General features: G+C 69.2%; 13 protein-coding genes and 1 pseudogene. 2 read left to right on the forward strand and 12 right to left on the reverse strand.

Translation table 11 applies throughout. The features are described from left to right. Positions 1–519, forward strand: a 519-nt coding sequence (locus VGZ32_RS02075; RefSeq protein ID WP_326884045.1) for a chitinase, incomplete at its 5' end; no start/stop codon positions are given. A gap of 279 nt (positions 520–798) precedes the next feature. On the opposite strand, the gene VGZ32_RS02080 is transcribed toward VGZ32_RS02075, so the two are convergent. From VGZ32_RS02080 to VGZ32_RS02135, 12 genes are all read right to left on the reverse strand, one after another. Next, positions 799–1161 carry a hypothetical protein gene (locus VGZ32_RS02080; protein ID WP_326884046.1) on the reverse strand — a complete coding sequence of 121 codons (363 nt, stop codon included), beginning with the start codon at positions 1159–1161 and terminating at the stop codon, positions 799–801. Positions 1162–1285: 124 nt separating this feature from the next. Further along, entirely contained in the window at positions 1286–1735 is a 450-nt protein-coding gene (locus VGZ32_RS02085; protein WP_326884047.1) for an OB-fold nucleic acid binding domain-containing protein, read from the reverse strand. Continuing rightward, positions 1707–3680, reverse strand: a complete 1974-nt coding sequence (locus tag VGZ32_RS02090) for an APC family permease (RefSeq protein ID WP_349263453.1) — start codon at positions 3678–3680, stop codon at positions 1707–1709. The genes VGZ32_RS02085 and VGZ32_RS02090 overlap by 29 nt, the downstream gene beginning before the upstream one ends. Positions 3681–3835: 155 nt before the next feature. Further along, complete coding sequence (locus VGZ32_RS02095) at positions 3836–4327, reverse strand: universal stress protein (protein WP_349263454.1); 492 nt, start codon at positions 4325–4327, stop codon at positions 3836–3838. A 14-nt stretch (positions 4328–4341) separates the two neighbouring features. Continuing rightward, positions 4342–5598: an SLC13 family permease gene (locus VGZ32_RS02100; RefSeq protein WP_349263455.1), complete on the reverse strand. Its 1257-nt coding sequence runs from the start codon at positions 5596–5598 to the stop codon at positions 4342–4344. A 321-nt stretch (positions 5599–5919) separates the two neighbouring features. Continuing rightward, complete coding sequence (locus tag VGZ32_RS02105) at positions 5920–7182, reverse strand: acyl-CoA dehydrogenase family protein (RefSeq protein WP_326884051.1); 1263 nt, start codon at positions 7180–7182, stop codon at positions 5920–5922. A 64-nt stretch (positions 7183–7246) separates the two neighbouring features. Further along, positions 7247–8200, reverse strand: coding sequence for a GAF domain-containing protein (locus VGZ32_RS02110; protein ID WP_326884052.1), 954 nt, complete (start codon positions 8198–8200; stop codon positions 7247–7249). Between the two features lie 2 nt (positions 8201–8202). Continuing rightward, positions 8203–8814, reverse strand: coding sequence for an ATP/GTP-binding protein (locus tag VGZ32_RS02115; RefSeq protein WP_349263452.1), 612 nt, complete (start codon positions 8812–8814; stop codon positions 8203–8205). After that, the gene (locus VGZ32_RS02120; protein ID WP_326884053.1) at positions 8795–9166 is read right to left on the reverse strand and encodes a DUF742 domain-containing protein; all 372 of its coding nucleotides are present in this window, start codon (positions 9164–9166) and stop codon (positions 8795–8797) included. The genes VGZ32_RS02115 and VGZ32_RS02120 overlap by 20 nt, the downstream gene beginning before the upstream one ends. Continuing rightward, positions 9163–9603, reverse strand: a complete 441-nt coding sequence (locus VGZ32_RS02125) for a roadblock/LC7 domain-containing protein (RefSeq protein WP_326884054.1) — start codon at positions 9601–9603, stop codon at positions 9163–9165. The genes VGZ32_RS02120 and VGZ32_RS02125 overlap by 4 nt, the downstream gene beginning before the upstream one ends. Beyond that, positions 9600–11057, reverse strand: a complete 1458-nt coding sequence (locus VGZ32_RS02130) for a sensor histidine kinase (RefSeq protein WP_326884055.1) — start codon at positions 11055–11057, stop codon at positions 9600–9602. The genes VGZ32_RS02125 and VGZ32_RS02130 overlap by 4 nt, the downstream gene beginning before the upstream one ends. 1899 nt (positions 11058–12956) lie before the next feature. Then, positions 12957–14552 carry a sigma factor-like helix-turn-helix DNA-binding protein gene (locus tag VGZ32_RS02135; RefSeq protein WP_326884056.1) on the reverse strand — a complete coding sequence of 532 codons (1596 nt, stop codon included), beginning with the start codon at positions 14550–14552 and terminating at the stop codon, positions 12957–12959. 792 nt (positions 14553–15344) lie between these two features. Here VGZ32_RS02135 and VGZ32_RS02140 point away from each other — a divergent pair. Further along, positions 15345–15560: pseudogene (locus VGZ32_RS02140) on the forward strand (PTS mannitol transporter subunit IIBC); the annotation flags it as partial.

The following is a 15560-nucleotide window of genomic DNA, read 5'->3' on the forward strand; positions in this document are numbered from 1 at the left end:
AGCGCCTACCCGGCGTTCGCCACTACCGGCGGCACGACGGTCGAGCGGCAGGAGGCCGCCGCGTTCCTGGCCAACGTGGACCACGAGACCGGCGGACTGGTCTACATCAACGAGATCGACCAGTCCGGGGACTACTGCGCCGCCGAGTCCTACGGCTGCCCGGCCGGCACCTACGCCTACTACGGCCGCGGCCCCATGCAGATCTCCTGGAACTTCAACTACGAAGCCGCCGGCCAGGCCATCGGCCAAGACCTGCTGGACAACCCCAACCTGGTCTCCACCAACGCGGCGATCTCCTGGGAGACCGCCCTGTGGTATTGGATGACCGGGACCGGAGGCGGCTCGATGACCTCCCACCAGGCGATGGTCAGCGGGGCCGGATTCGGCGACACCATCCGCGCCATCAACAACATCGAATGCAACGGCGGCAACACAGCCGAGATGCAGGACCGGGTCAACGACTACGAGTCCTTCACCTCCATCCTCGGCGTCTCCCCAGGCGGAAACCTCACCTGCTAACGCAGCGACGTGACCCGCCGTCTAACACAACACCGTGATGCGGCGATCTCAGCGCCGACGCCGGCTCCCTGGCAGCGCACCTAGCGCCAGGGAGCCGGGCATGTACGCTCGCACGCAATCGCTTCCGCGCAAAGGCCAAAGGCCAGCGGCATAAGCATCCTGTAGCGGAGATCGCCGAAACGCCGCCTCACACCACCCGACGAGTTCAAAAGGCAAACCGGTACGGGACCGTGATCGGTCGCGGCAGTACGCGATCTCTCGACCCAGTCAGGGCGGCTGCTAGGGCGCCGGGTCGGTGCTCGGTCCGATGCGCAGCGTGTTGCCGTCGGGATCGACAACGGCGAAAGCCGTGGGTCCATAGTGTGAAGAGATCGACATGTCCAGGCATTCCACGCCGTCCCCGGCCCACGTGGCGCGCAGGGCCTGCGGGTCGGTGACTCTTACGTAGCAGCCAATGCAATTGGCTGCCGGGTCGAGTTCGGGCTGTCGGTAGATGTGCAGTTCCGCATCGCTCCAGGCCAGGCGAGCGTAGTCTTCGGCGTGTTCGAGCACCCGGAAGCCGAGGTAGCGGTAGTGGGCCAGAGAGCGGTCCAGGTTGACGCTGGGCAGGACCGGGACCAGCGTGGCGCGGTGCGTCGACATCGGGCCATCGCACCGCGGGCGCGGCGCGGGCGGGGGTTTACTGACAGTTTTCTAACGCTCCGGCTCCGGATTCTCGCGCAGCTTTTACGGCCCGCGCGTGCGGCTCCGCTCGACCCGCGGTCGGTCAGTCGGAGGGTGAGGGCAGCAGTTCGTAGATCGGGTTGAACATGGCGCGGTGCCCGTCCAGGGTGGTGATGCGTCCACGGACCCGGATGTGGCGGCCGGCGGTGATCCCGGGGATGTCTCGGCGTCCGAGCCAGACCACTGCGACGTCACCGGTGCCATCCCACAGGTCTGCTTCGAGGGACGGCACGCCGGCGCGGGGGCGGATGGTGACGGTGCGCAGGGTGCCCGCGATGCATACCTTCTCGCGGTCGGTGCATTGGGCGATGGGGCGCGCCCCGGCAGCGGCGATGCGTTCCTGGAGTTCCTCGGCATGCAGCGTGGTCGCATCGGCGGTGAGCCGGTCGAGCAGGCGGCGTAGCCCGCGGCGCGGCCGGCGCGGCACGGTATCAGGGGCGGCATCACGGCCGGAGGCCCGGGCGTCAGCGGACGGGTTGGCTGGTCGGGTCATCGTTGACTCCCACCGAGGGCTGGGGTGCTGCCGGGGCGCCCGCGCCGGTGGCGGAGCGCAGCTGGTAGGGCACGCTGGCGACCACTACGCGGCGCTGGTAGAGCAATCTGCCCTTAAGCCGCAGCGCGGACTGGTTATGCAACAGCTGCTCCCACCAGTGACCGAGCACATATTCGGGGATAAATACGGTCACGATATCGTTCGGGTTCTCACTGCGCAGCCGTTTGACGTACTCGACCACTGGCCGGGTCACCTCCCGAAACGGCGAGGCGATGATGGTCAGCGGCACCGGGATCTCGTGCTGGTCCCACTGCTGCTTAAGCGCCGCGGTCTCCCGCTCGTCCAGGTCCACCGTGACCGCTTCCAGCCGACTGGGCCGGGTGGCTTTCGCGTACCCCAGGGCGCGCAGCGTCGGCAGGTGCACCTTGGAGACCAGCACGATCGCGTGGTTATTGGACGGCGGCACGACCTTGGCCGAGCCGGGCGGAGCCAGTTCGGCCGCGACCGCCGCGTAGTGTCGCTGGATACCGCGCATCAGCAGCCAGATCAGCGGCATCGCGACCACCACGATCCAGGCGCCCTTGGCGAACTTGGTCGCCAGCACGATTGCGAGCACGGCGGCGGTGAACCCGGCGCCGATCGCGTTGATCACCCGTGAGCGCATCATGTGCCGCCGCAAACCCGGATCAGTGGTCTGCGGCAGCAGCCGGTTCCAGTGCCGGATCATCCCGGTCTGGCTACATACAAAGGACACGAATACGCCGACGATGTACAGCTGGATCAGTCGGGTCGGCGACGCGTGGAACACGACGACCAACAGGATCGCGAAGCCAGCCAGCAGCAGGATGCCATTCGAGAAGGCCAGCCGGTCGCCGCGGGTATGCAGCTGGCGCGGCAGATAGCCGTCGCGGGCCAGGATCGAGGCGAGCACTGGGAAACCGTTGAACGCGGTGTTCGCGGCCAGTACCAGGATCAGCGCGGTGACGACCTGCAACACGAAGAACATCGGCGAGCCGCCGAACACCGACCTGGCCACCTGCGCGATCACCGTGCGCGGGGTGGATCCGGCGGGCAGCCCGATCAGGTCGGAGGCGTCGGCCGCGTGTACGTGCCCGGCCAACGCCAGCGCGGTGACCCCGGCGAACATCGCCACCGCGATCGCGCCCAGCAGCGCCAGCGTGGTCGCGGCGTTCTTGCTCTTGGGCGGCTTGAACGCGGGCACACCGTTGCTGATCGCCTCGACCCCGGTCAGCGCGGTGCAGCCCGAGGAGAACGCGCGCAGCAGCAGGAACACCAGCGCCAGCCCACCGAAACTGCCGGTGGCCTTGATCTGGTAACCGGCGCTCTCGGCCACCAAGTGGTGACCGGTGGCCAGCTTGGCCACGCCCCAAAGGATCATCGCGGCGACCGCGGCGATGAAGCAGTAGGTCGGCACCGCGAACGCAGCGCCCGACTCGCGCACCCCGCGCAGGTTCATCAGTGTGATCACCGCGATCACCGCGACCGAGATCAGCACGACGTGGGCGTCGAGTGTCGGGAACGCGGAGGCCAGATTCGCCACCCCGGACGACACCGACACGGCCACGGTGAGGGTGTAGTCCACCATCAGCGCGCTTGCCACGGTCAGCCCAACCTTCGGGCCGAGGTTGGTGGTGGCCACCTCGTAGTCCCCGCCGCCGGAGGGGTAGGCATGCACGTTCTGCCGATACGAGGCGACCACCACCAGCATCAGCAGGCCGACCGCGGCCGCGATGTACCAGGTGAAGTGCAGCAGCGCGATTCCGCCCGCGGACAGTACGAGCAGGATCTCCTCGGTCGCGTACGCCACCGACGACAGTGCGTCAGACGCGAACACCGGCAAGGCGATCCGCTTTGGCAGCGTCGCCTCCCCCAGCATCTCGCTGCGCACCGGCGTGCCCACCAGAACCCGTTTCAACAACCCCATCGTCGACGCCACGTCGGCATGCTAGGGCCCAGTGGGCGACCATAGCGAGCGTCACCGTGGAATCTAGGAAATCGCCCGTTTACCAACTGCGTGCCACGCCACCGACGCGGAACTCGGACTCACCGCGCGGCGTCGTGGTGCGTGCTCGCAGTGGATTACCGATGGTGTGGCGGCGGCGGGGGGATGGTGTCGACGCCGGGCGCGGGGACCGGCCAGACCAGGAACACAGCGCAAGGAGCGTGGTCGACGATGAAGCGGCTGGCACGGCCGAGACTCTTGGGGCCGAGCCTGGCCTGGTCGCCGTCACGCGCGAGGATCAGCAGTTCGGCGCCCTCCGCGGCTGCGACCACCGCACGTTCGGGGCGGCCGGTGCGCTGTTGCTGGTCGCAGTCGCGCCCCAGACGGTCGGCGGCTGCCTGCAACAGGTCGGTCGCGGACGCTGCGCTCAAATGTTCAAGCCGAGTGCCGGGGTCCCGCTCGCGATGGCCGCGGCCGAGCAGCCCGGCGTAGGCGCCGTGCGCCACTTCAGGCACACTCGCCTCGGTCACGTGCAGCAGCACGATCTCGGCGCCGGCGGGGGCGTAGGTGCGGGTGGCGTCGACGACGGCGGGCCAGGAGCCCTCGACGATCCAGGCCACGACGGTCATGGCGGTCACGGCGGTCAGCCTCCGATCAGGCGCAACGACGCCCACAATGCCACGCTCGCCGCCGTCAGCGCGGCAGGCACGGTAAGCAGCCCGAGGCGGGTGAACTCGCCCAGGTCCACCTGGACATCGTGGGCGTGCACGATACGTCGCCACAGCAGCGTGGCCAGGGAGCCGGCGTAGGTCAGGTTCGGGCCGATGTTCACCCCGAGCAGCACCGCCAGCACCGCGCCCGCCCCGTGCGGCGCGGTCAGCGGCAGCAGGACTAGGACCGCTGGCAGATTGTTGATGACGTTCGCGAGCAACGCCGCCAGGGCCGCGAGCGCGAGCAGCGCCAGCAACGAGGTGCCGGAGGGGATCAGGTGTCCCAGTGCCCCGGCCAGGCCGTGGTCGACGACGGCGCGCACGACGATCCCCAGCGCCAGCACGAAGGCCAGGAACGCCGGGGATGCCGCGGCTACGAGCCCGGACACGGTGGTGCGCCGCTGGTGCAGGGCGCGGGCGGCGAGTACCAGCGCCCCGACCGCGGCCACCCAGGCCGGATTGATGCCGGCGGCCGAGGCGAGCGCGAACCCGGCGAGCGTGAGTGCGACGACGAGCAGGGTGAACATCGGCATCGGCGGCAGTTCGCCGCCGAGTGCCGCGGTCGCGCCGACGCGGAGGTCCGAGGCGAAGAAGCGCCGGAAGGCCAGGTACTCGACGCCGATCGCGGCCAGCCACGGCAGCGCCATCAACACGGCGAACCGGGTGAAGCTGAGCCCCGCGGAGGCGAAGGCCAGCAGGTTGGTCAGGTTCGAGACCGGCAGCAGCAGCGAGGCGCTGTTCGATAGATGGGCACAGGCATACACGTGCGGCTTCGCCCGCACCCCTAGGCGCCCCGCCGTGGCGAACACCACCGGGGTCAGCAGCACCACCGTCGCGTCCAGGCTCAGCACCGCCGTGGTCACCGACGCGATCACGAACACCCACGCCAGCAGCCGCCCCGGACGACCTGACGCGGCGCGGCCCATCCACGCCCCGCAGGCACTGAACAAGCCCTCGTCATCGCACAGCTTCGCCAGCACCAGCACCGCCGCCAGGAACCCGACCACCGGGCCCAGCCGCTGCGCCTCCACCCGCACGTGCGCCCACCCGATCGCACCCGAGAGGACCAGCACCCCGGCGGCCGGGACCGCGACCACCGCCTCCGGCCAGCCGAACGGGCGCACCACAGCGCACCCCAGCACCACGACCAGCGCAGCGACGGACAGCACCCCGGCAAGCACGCCGTTCAGAACCCGAACCCCCTCACATGCGGCGGTGAACTCCGCCCTATCGAACCAGAGGGCCGCGTTCGCAGCGCAACACGAAGGGGAGTGAAAACGCGCGCGCCGACTCCACGTGCCGGCCGTCATCGAGCAAACCGTCAGGGCACGCCGCCGCAGTCCACACCCGAACGATCACAGAATTAGCCAGCGGGATCCCTCAGGTCCCGTGTCTACTCAGCGCGGATGGGACAACCGGCGCGCAGGCCCAACCTCGGCAGGCGACGGCGGGTTCGTGACGAGGAACCCGCCGCTGGACTACTGCTCCGATCGGTCTGTTGTCTTAGTCGGTCACGCTGCCCTTGAATCGCGCAATCCGACCGGCTGTGCCGAGCCCGCGAGCGCAGCGGCGGGGGCATCGGCGGGTGCGTCGGCGCGGATGCGGTCCGCGAGGGCGACCGACCATTGCTCGCGGTTGGTTCCTGAGGCGTACTCGAACAGTCTGAGCCGCTGGATGTCCGAGGTGCCCGCGGGCGCGTAGATGTGGTACGCGTCGCGCAGGTACCGTTCGACGCTGTGGCCGACGTGCAGGCCGCGAGCCGCGAATATCTCCATCGCGGCGCGTGCCGAGTCGATCGCGTACTCGGTGTTGATGAGCTTTGCGTTCATCAGTTCGGCGTCGCAGGGCAGGCCTTTGTCCAGAAGATGCGTGGCGTGGTACAGCGCGAGCCGGGCGGTCATCAGCCGCGACTGCATGTCGCCCAGCTTCATCGCCACGGACGAAATGGCGGACAGCTGCTTGCCGTACAGCTCGCGGCGGGCGCAGTACGCGACCGTGTCCTCCACGACGGCCCGATGGATGCCCAGCGCGACGGCGGCCAGGTTCGGCCGTCCGTAGAGGGTGCTCGACGAGTAGGCGACCTTCAGGCCGTCGCCCTCGTTGCCCAGCCGATTCCCGTCCGGAATCCAGCAGTTCTCGAAGATGACGGTCCCGAAGCTGAACCCGGACAGGCCCATGGTCGGAGCGTGTTCCTCCAGCCGCACGCCCGGATGGTCGGCCTCCACGAGGAAGGCGGTCAGGCCGCCCGAGCCCGGGCCGGTGCGCGCCACGACTCCGTGCAGGTCGCCGATATGGGAGTTGCCCACGAAGACCTTCGCCCCGTTGAGCACGTACCCCGCGCCATCGCGCACCGCGCTGCTGCACATGCCGAGCACGTGCCCACCGGAACCGGCCTCGGTCACCGCGATCGTCGGCAGGCAGCGCCCCGCGGCGATCTGCGGCAGCCAGGCGAGCCTCTGCTCCTCGGAGCCGAAGTGAAGGATCTTCGCCACGCCGAGCTGTGACGCCTGCACCATGGCGCCCATCGCGCCGCTGACCCTGGCCAGCTCTTCGATGATGATCGTCTTCGCGAGGTGTCCGAGTCCCATGCCTCCGTACACCTCGGGGATGGTCACGCCGATCCACCCCTGGGCGGCGATCAGCGCGGACAGTTCCCTGTCCACCTGACGGGTCGCCTCCATCTCCGCGACGCGCGGCGCCACCCGCTCCTGCGCGAACCGCCGGACCTTCACGCGCAGCGTCTCGTGCCGGTCATCCTCGAATATGCCGGTCATCCCACCAACCTCCAGAGCGTCCGTTCGGGACTCTGATCCCGGGCCGTGAACCCGCTCGGGCCGCTCACTCGCAGAGCTTTGCCAGGTTGTCGGAAAGTTCGTGTGCTGACGCGAGGGCCGAACCGGCTTCGGTGTCGACCACGCCCAGCGTGAGCTGCGCGAAGCTGTGGCCGGGCACCTGTGCCGGGACGACCGCGAACAGCAGCGTCCGGCCGTCGAGCAGCCGGACCGGAGCGCTGACCGCGGGCGCGCCGGAGCGGAGCACCCTTAGTACCGTCGCCGGCACGCCCACGCCGCCGAGGTTGGGGAAGGCCTCCGCCGCCGGAACGCCCAGCTCGCGTATCGGACCGAAAAAGTGTTCGTGCGCGGCGTTGGCATACAGGACATTGACATCCTCGCCCGAGGTGACCATGACCGACCCGGGGGCGGCCTCGATGAGCGAGGACACCTGCCGGCGCACCCGGATCTCGCCGAGGACCTCGTCCGCGACCCTCTTGATCGTATCCAGGCCCTGCTTCGCCCATCCCGCGTGCTCGGGGCCGCTGTGCGGCGAGGGGTCCACCGCGCAGACGGTGCCGAGCACTGTGCCGTCGTCGTCGATCAGCGGCGCGCCCAGGTAGGTGCGCACGCCGAGCTCGTCGACGACCGGGTTTCCAGCGAAGCGCGGATAGGCGTAGACGTCGTCGAGTACCAATGCCTTGCGCCGCGCCACGACGTGCGGGCAGAAGCCGCGATCGAGGCCCATCTCCCGGCCCGGGTCGCCCAGGAAGACCGGTTCGCCGGGCTCCAGGTCCGTCCTCGCCGCCACGCCCGCGAAGTACATGCGCTGGTCGCCGACGAGGTTCACCATGGCGGCGAGCGCTCCCGTACTCTCGACGATCTTGCGGGCGAAGGCGTCGAACTGTTCGTCGGGTACGGAGGCGAGACCGAGCTCGCGGTGGCGGACCGCCCGCTCGGCCGCACCCGCCGCCGCGGGCGACCCGCCCACCCGACGACCGGTCAGCTCCTGGTCGGTCATGGCTAGAGCCCTTCCACAGTGCGCGCGGCGACGGGCCGGGCGGATTCGGGTTCGGTGTCGAGCAGGTATTGGACAAGGGTGAGCACGGCGCCCACGGCCGACTCGCGGCGCCGGGCGTCACACTCCACGATCGGCACATGCGGGCGCAGCTCGAGTGCGCTGCGCACTTCCTCGACGGGGTAGGCGACGGTGCCGTCGAAGCGGTTGACGGCGACCAGGAACGGAATGCGGCGGCTCTCGAAGAAGTCGACCGCCTCGAAGCTGTCCTCCAGGCGGTCCGTGTCCGCCAACACGATCGCGCCGAGCGCGCCCGTGCACAGGTCGTCCCACATGAACCAGAACCGCTGCTGGCCCGGGGTGCCGAACAGGTACAGGACGTACTCGCTGCCGATCGAGACGCGGCCGAAGTCCATCGCGACGGTGGTCGTCGTCTTGTCCGTGGTCGCGCGCAGGTCGTCCACGCCGAGGCTCGCCTCGGTGATCGGCGCCTCGGTGGTGAGCGGCTCGATCTCCGAGACCGCGCCGACCAGGGTCGTCTTGCCGACCGCGAAACCGCCCGCGATCAGCAGTTTCAACGCCCCGGGGAGAAATTCGTCAGAGGGCGCGGAGGGCATCGATTACCGCCTCCAGTACGTGCCGGTCGGGCCGGGCCATGTCGGGAAAGGCGACCGGGGCCCGGGTGACGATGGCGCGCCACCCGAGCAGGTCGGCCAGAAGGATCTTGATGACGGCGACGGGCAGCCGCAGGTGCGCGGAGATCTCCGCCACCGACGTCGGACGCCGGCACACGCCCAGGATGCGGGTGTGCTCGGGAGTGACGTCCCCCAGCGCCCGGCCCGTCGCGGCGACGAGGGTGATCAGGCGGAACTCGGCCGACGGACGCGTGCGGCCGCCGGTCACCGCGTACGGGCGTACCAGGAGGCCGGCGTCCTCGTCGAACCGTACATCGGGGTCGGCCTCCCTCACGGCTGCGCCCGGGACCAGGCCGCCGCAGCCGCCGCGTGGTCGGCGCGGGGCGCGGTCTGCAGATGCGGGCGCATGCTGCGCACCAGTTGCGCCATCTCGAATCCGATCAGGCCCGGATCGGCCGCGTCGCCGGTAAGGACACTGATGCAGGTGCCGAAGCCGGCGGCCGCGACGAACAACAGAGCGCCGTCCATCTCCACGCCCACTTGGCGCACCGCGCCGCTACCGGCGAACTTGCGCCCCGCGCCGCTGGCGAGGGACCACAGGCCCGAGGCGATCGCGGCCATGTGATCCGCGTCGTCCTTGCTCAGGTCCGCAGTGCGGGCCCGCACCAGCCCGTCCGCCGACAGCAGCAGCGCACTGCGGGCCTGGGGAACGCGCTCTACGAGGCCAGTGATCAGCCAGCTCAACTGGCGAGTGCTCTCCTCGTTGTTCATCTCTCGCCTTCCTGGGTCGGTGCCTGCTCGTGGGGGTGTTCGCCGGAGCCCGGTTCGGCGGCGCCAAGGACCAGACCGCGCCTGAAGTCCGCCATCAAGTTGGGCGTCAGGCCGTCGCCGACCCGATCGGCCGGGTCGGGCGAGGGCTGCGCGAGTGGTCCGGCGAGGTGCTCTTGCGGCCGCCGTTTCGGCAGTGGCCGCCGTGGGCGAGGGTCGGGCGGTGGCGCGGGGGCAGGGCTGGGCGGCGTGAAGCGGGGAGGGCCGGACGCGGGCGCTGAGACATGCGCTGACGGCTGGTGATTCGCTGGGCCGGCGGCAGGGTCGGGAACGCCGGGTTCGAGCGGCGCCGACCAGTTTCGCTCGGCGGGCGCGCCGACAGCCGGTCTGCTCGCCTCGCGCCGGGGAGGGGGAATCGCGCCGTCGGTGCCGTATAAGGGCCGCGCGATCGGTTGCGCGTCGCCGAGATCCGCCATCCTGCCCGCGGGCGACGGGGTCTCGATCGGATGACGCGACTCGCCGGATTCCGAGGCGCGTGCCGACACGCGAACGGGCAGAGGGGCCTGCGCGGGCTGGGGGGCCGCGGCGGGCATCGCCGCGGGGTTCTCCTGCGTCGGCCGCTCGTGCTCGCGCTGTTCGGTGGCCAGCAGCGCCTTCGGCAACACGACCAGCGCCTGCGTGCCGCCGGTGATGTTCGTCTGAAGCTGAACGGCGATGTTGTGGCGGCGCGCCAGCTGGGCGACCACGTAGAGGCCGATCCGGGCGCCTTCGAGCAGCTCCTGGACACTGATCTGGGCCGGCTCTCTCAGCAGCGCGTTGAGCCGGTCGTAATCCTCCTGCGGCATGCCGAGGCCGCGGTCGTCGACCTCGATGACCAGACCCGCGGCGACGGCCTGCGTGCGCAGCACCACCTTCGTGTCCGGAGGCGAGAACGAGGTCGCGTTCTCCACCAGCTCGGCCAGCAGGTGGATGACGTCCGCCACCGCGTAGCCGTTGAGCGAGCCGGGGGCGCGGGCGATGACCTGCACGCGCGCGTAGTCGAGCGTCTCGGACACGGCCGAGCGCAGGATCTCCATCACCGACACGGGCTTGGTCCACTGCCGCCGGGGCACCGCTCCGCCGAGCACCGCCAGGTTCTCGGCGTGCCGGCGCATTCTCGTGGCCAGGTGGTCGACGCTGAACAGGCCCTTGAGCAGGTCGGGCTCCTCCACCTCGTTCTCCAGCTCGTCGAGCATCTGGATCTGGCGGTGCACGAGCGATTGCAGCCGGTGGGAGAGGTGAACGAACACTCCCCTATCGGCAGCGGCCGGCACGGCGACGGCCTGCACCGTGGCGGACTGAGCGGCCATCGGCGCGACGGATGGCGCCGGGGCCGGGGCCGGCACGCGAACGTATTCCACGACCGTGCTGCTCGCCGCCGAGCGGGCCACACGCGTCGCCCACACGAATCCGGTCACGACGACGAGGAGTACGAGGATTCCGAGCGCTGCGACAGTCGTGAGCGTCGTTCCTTGCAGCAGCTGCGCCTGATGGGACGCGCGTAAGAGAACCGCGACAGCGAGGGCGCCCAGCAAGGCCGCACAGGCGGGCGGAACCACGGCGAGAGCCGTGAGCTGCCTTCCCAGCGCCGCCCGGTCGCGTGCCGTCGCCGAACCGGCGGCGCGGTGCCTGGAGGCCGATCTGCCTCCTCCTGCGGTGTCCCGAGCCGCGACCACGGGCTCATGAGCGTCCTGAGCCGCCGTCACGGGGCGACCGTCCGGGCTAGATGTGGGGACCAGGAGCGATACATGCCGCCAACTCTGTGAGAATCGCAGTACACAACATGACTATGCGGTCGCACAACATACCTGTATTTTTCATCACAGCCAACAGGGTGCTCATATGCTTCTTGTTAAGTCGGCGTTGCCGAACGGACGCGGGCGCCAAAACCTCAGCGCGAATCCGCTGGTCCGGCTGACCACATTTTGTCAGTCTATTGATATGAAGTGCGCCACGTGCCGCTGAGCTGGCGAGACGCGCCGTCATGGATCGTTCGCCCCTGTGACAGATTCGGCCAGACGAGCCGTCAGAACTTGTATTCAAGTGGCGCATGTGATATTGGCGAGCTTAACTGGTCCATAATTCTTAGGATCGCCCCTCTTAACCTCCAGAGCAAGTGACCGTGGCCGTCGAGGGCTGATCCCTGAGTATTTAGTTGAATACTCGACGTCACGTCAACTCTGGACGTTCGGTGCGCCCGGTGACGGTAGAGGGCCGTTGCCGTTCGCCTGCTGCGTCAGCTCACGGTGCGTGATCACGTTGCTCGAGGCGCGCCGCAGTCGGTCAGGTTGAAGCTCCATGCCGTCCGAGCGTCACGGCACCTGAAACACACGACCCCCAGCCCGCGCGGGATCACCGAGCCGGCCCGTACCGCGCTCGTTCTCACTCAGGTCGAACTCGAGATGATCACGCGATCGCCGCTGACATCAGCCTCAGTAACATCCCGGCTCCTTAAACGCCCTTTATGACGGACCGTTACCGAGGGTGCGACAAAGGAGTCGGACGATGCTTCGCGGGCCACTGACCAAAGAGACGAGGAACCCGGATTCGCCCGTGCGCCGGTTTTTCGACGAGCGCTTCACGGTCGGCCTGCGCGCGGTGCAACGCCGCTACCGGCAGGACATTCCCCCGCTCGCGGTGGCGGCCGTGCCCTACGGCACGAACCCCGCAACGCTCGACGCCGCCGCGCACTGGCTGTTGCGCTTCCTGCTCGACGCGCACCCGGACCTCTCGCTTGCCGTGCGGGGCGCCGAGGCTTGCGCACCCGCCGAACTGGACGCCCTGCCCGCCCTCGCGGACCTCGCCGACCAGCTGGGGGTGACGTTGCCGCAGCCGGGCGGCCCGGTGCGCATCTTCACCGGCCCGGCCCCCGGCACCGACGCCGAACCGGTCTTGCTCGCCCGCGCGTGCTGGGTGCTGGCCCTGCTCGCCGAGGTCTCCCGCGGCGGCCTGTTCGCCTTGATCGACAGCCCGCTCGGTGAGTTCGTCCGCACCACGCCGACCGCAAGCGACCTGCTCGATCTGGCCTCGCCGGCGCAGCTGGACCAACTGGCCGCCCTGCGCGAAGCATTCGTGACGACCCTGATACCCGCTCTTGCACACCGCACAGGGCCGTGGGCGCTCGGACCGACCTTCACCGGCTCGCAGCTGATCAACGCCGACGCCGATGTGATCGCCGCAGGTCTCCTGCTCGATGTGACCACGAGCGCAAGGCCCCCGGCGCTCGCCGCCGCCGACCTGTTCCGGCTCATCGGCTTCGCACTGCTCGACTTCGACGACGACTTCCGGCTCGACAGCCTCGGGGTGTTCAGCGCCCGCTACAACCACCTGGCCGTCTGGGATCTCGGCATGCTGCTCGCCGAGTTGTCAGACGGGGCGGTGGAGCTGCCGAAGCTGCGCGAGCAGTTCCGGGACCTGCTGCTGTCCGTCCGGCCGTGAAGCGAATCAGAAACCCCCGCTCGGCATCCGTCCCCGAGCACCGCAACCCCACCCATGCGGCCATCCGCAAGGTTTTTGCCTTTGCCGTTGACGGGGACGACGGTGTTGCCCGGGTCGACGAAGATCTTGGCCTGCCATGGTCCGTGGGGAGCGAGTGAGGGATCGACGGTGACCGTCACGGTCTGACTGCCTCCGGGCGCGAGCACCCCGGACGGCTGGCTGACGCGCAGAAAGTCGTCCGAGACGCTCACCGACCACTGCACCGGGGCACCCGCGGTCGCGATCGCGGTGAGCGTGATCGTCATAGTTTGCGGGCCTTGCTTCCAGGTGACGCCCAGGGCAGGCCCGGATGAGGTCGAAGTCGACGGCGTCGGTGAAGGCGGGCCGACGGGGGAAGCCGACGATCCAGGGCTCGGATTCGTGCCGATCGGGACCGTTGTGGCGGTCGTACGGGCTGTCGGGGAGGTGGTGGTGCCGCCGTGGGAGGGGGAAGCACGGGATTCGGACGCGGCGTCCGGCGAAGTGGAGGTCGAATCGCCGTGCACGGGCGCGGGCGATGTTCCTGCTCCGGTTGCCCCCGCGCCGGTCGCGACGTGTCCCGAGGACAGGCTCTTGGCATTGCTGGCGCCGGTCAGCCACAACGCTGTGACACCGAGTGAGATGATCACGAATGCCGCCGTCACGACTCCTCGCCTGCGCCGCCCACGGACCAACCGCGGCTGTGACTGCGGCTGGGACTGGGACTGGGACTGGAGTGACCCTCGCTGTGGCGTTGACGGGGTGTTCTCGCCGAGGGCTCTCGTGACCGGTCCGGCGAGCGCGGGGTAGTTGTCGGCGAGTTCGCGCAGGATACGAGGGCGCAGCGTCGGCGGTGCGGTGACTTGTGCAAGCCGAGTCGGTATCAGCGTGGCATTGCGCAGACGCTCGCCGCAGGTGAGGCACTGCGCCGCGTGTAGCTGAACAACGGTGCTCGGTTCTGGAGGGGGCGCCAAGGCGAGCTGTCCGGTCAGTTCGTCGCAGTCCGCAGATATGAGGGTTCTGACTACTCTCGCCGCGTCCAGCGCTGCTCGAGCGTCGGCGAGCAGCGTCCGTACCGTGTCGCTGGAGACACCGAGCACGAGCGCCACGTCCTGCTCGTCCAACCCGTGCCGCACCGAGAGCTCCAGCACCTCGCGCTGCGCCCGGTCCAGGCCGTCGGTCCACGCGAAGCTGTCCGCCATGTCGGCCGGCCAAGGGCGATCCTGCTCACCGCTCACGCGCAGGCAGCCGGGCCGGACCATGGCGTACAGCAGCCATCGCGAAAGCCGCGGGTCGCCGAGGCGGACACCGAGCCGCTGCGCCCCGACGAACAGCTCCACCAGCGCCGTGATCGCCCGCTCTTCGTCGGCCAGCAGCCACAGACAATACGAGTACAACGGGCCCGCGTAAGCCTCGCATGCCGTGACGACCGCCGGATCCCCATCCGTTTCTTCCACGGAACCTGAAGATAGCCGCGTGTTCGCTCCTGGCGCACCGCCCGTGCCAGTGCAGGTCGGAGATTTGTAAGAAATTTGAGATCGCGGTCCAGGCCTGACAACCGTGTCGAGAACGCAATCCACGCGATCCGCCGCAGGCTGCTGAAATCGCTGGTCATTACACGGCGCCCGAGACAGCCCAGAGCGTGCCCCCGCTCACGGGTGAGCGCAGAATCCGCGGCGAGGAGGCGCCTTCGCGCACTGGCCGGTCAACCTTGTCACAGAGCTTTGGCACCCTGCAGGCGTCCGGGAGACCGGGCCCGTCCGATGTTTCGCCGCGGTATCCGGAGCCTGACCGAACACGATCAGCAACGGTCGGATAACAGTCCGCTGCATTTGTCCCACGGGTCCGGTGGCGCTGTCTATCGTCGCGGCGACCGCGCTCCCGGGAGGAATCACGAAACCATCACAGCGCGATGATCCGACATCGAGCCGCCGCATTGCGGCCGGTTCATCACGCACTGCCCGGCAGATCTCCCGTGGCTGGTGGCCGACGTGCCGTGGCATCGGCCTAGGCCACCGCTCGGCACGCGATGAAGGGTTGTCTGAAAGCCGTACGCCCCACGCACATCCGCCGCCCCCAGGTGATCGTGTATGGACGTCAGAGCCGCCGACTGCGGCATACCGCCCGTTATAGACCAATCAGCACGATCTCGGGCGACGAACCGTCGCGGGCCGGTCCCGGCATCGCATCCGCACAGTGTGAGCCCACGTCACATCCGATGGCTGATTGTCGAGGAGGACATCGTGGCCATGGCCCGACACGCCGGGGTGACCGGCGCCGGGGCGAGCGTCCAGCGCTTCGGTTCGTATCTGACCGGCATGGTGATGCCGAACATCGGCGCGTTCATCGCCTGGGGCCTGATCACCGCCCTGTTCATCCCCACCGGCTGGCTCCCGGACGCCCGCTTCGGCGCCCTGGTCACCCCCATGATCACCTACCTGCTGCCCATCCTGATCGGCTACACC

This window comes from Actinocrinis sp. (assembly GCF_035938995.1).
In the GTDB taxonomy this organism is placed as follows: Bacteria; Actinomycetota; Actinomycetes; order Streptomycetales; family Catenulisporaceae; genus DASZGI01.

Bases quoted from the DNA above. Each gene is read 5' to 3' on its own strand.
- VGZ32_RS02105 (WP_326884051.1), bottom strand. From the start codon at position 7,182: ATGACCGGCATATTCGAGGATGACCGGCACGAGACGCTGCGCGTGAAG.
- VGZ32_RS02080 (WP_326884046.1), bottom strand. From the start codon at position 1,161: ATGTCGACGCACCGCGCCACGCTGGTCCCGGTCCTGCCCAGCGTCAAC.
- VGZ32_RS02095 (WP_349263454.1), bottom strand. From the start codon at position 4,327: ATGACCGTCGTGGCCTGGATCGTCGAGGGCTCCTGGCCCGCCGTCGTC.
- VGZ32_RS02125 (WP_326884054.1), bottom strand. From the start codon at position 9,603: ATGAACAACGAGGAGAGCACTCGCCAGTTGAGCTGGCTGATCACTGGC.
- VGZ32_RS02090 (WP_349263453.1), bottom strand. From the start codon at position 3,680: ATGGGGTTGTTGAAACGGGTTCTGGTGGGCACGCCGGTGCGCAGCGAG.
- VGZ32_RS02115 (WP_349263452.1), bottom strand. From the start codon at position 8,814: ATGCCCTCCGCGCCCTCTGACGAATTTCTCCCCGGGGCGTTGAAACTG.
- VGZ32_RS02085 (WP_326884047.1), bottom strand. From the start codon at position 1,735: ATGACCCGACCAGCCAACCCGTCCGCTGACGCCCGGGCCTCCGGCCGT.
- VGZ32_RS02110 (WP_326884052.1), bottom strand. From the start codon at position 8,200: ATGACCGACCAGGAGCTGACCGGTCGTCGGGTGGGCGGGTCGCCCGCG.